The organism is Staphylococcus sp. HMSC14D10 (assembly GCF_001808125.1).
In the GTDB taxonomy this organism is placed as follows: Bacteria; Bacillota; Bacilli; order Staphylococcales; family Staphylococcaceae; genus Staphylococcus; species Staphylococcus haemolyticus.
In genome coordinates this window covers 33,634-34,061 of sequence record NZ_KV792258.1, presented here as the reverse complement: position 1 = coordinate 34,061, position 428 = coordinate 33,634, and the positions used below count along the sequence as shown (strand labels likewise).

General features: G+C 33.4%; 1 protein-coding gene. It reads left to right on the top strand.

Annotated elements, in window-relative coordinates; translation table 11 throughout:
- Positions 1 to 272, top strand: a 272-nt coding sequence (locus HMPREF3134_RS08005) for a DUF960 family protein (protein ID WP_083279117.1), incomplete at its 5' end; no start/stop codon positions are given.
- Positions 273 to 428 lie beyond the last annotated feature (156 nt).

Sequence of the window (428 nt, the reverse complement as noted above, 5' to 3'; positions counted from 1 at the left end):
ACCTATCTCTAGACCTTCAAATCTTACTTTGGAAGATGGTAAAAGAAAGAGATAATCAACCTCATACAGATTACCTACACATTTTTAAACTGCAAGAAGATAATAATATACTCTCTATTACGCATGAACAAGAACGACCCGCATACAAATTGGAATATCACTATACAAACTATGAAAAAAATCAAAACGCATTACCTAAGAAAGTCTACGTCATTCGTGAAGATGATGTAGACGTTTTTTATTATGTGATGCTTTTACCAGAAGAATACTAAAAGGAGTGACGATGATGAATACAATCAAAAGTACGATAAACACAGAAGCCATATTTAGCGATGATGAACAACACCGCTACTTACTCAAAAAGACTTGGGATGAAAAGAAATCTGTTTGTACTGTGATAACGATGTATCCTCATTTAGATGGTGTAT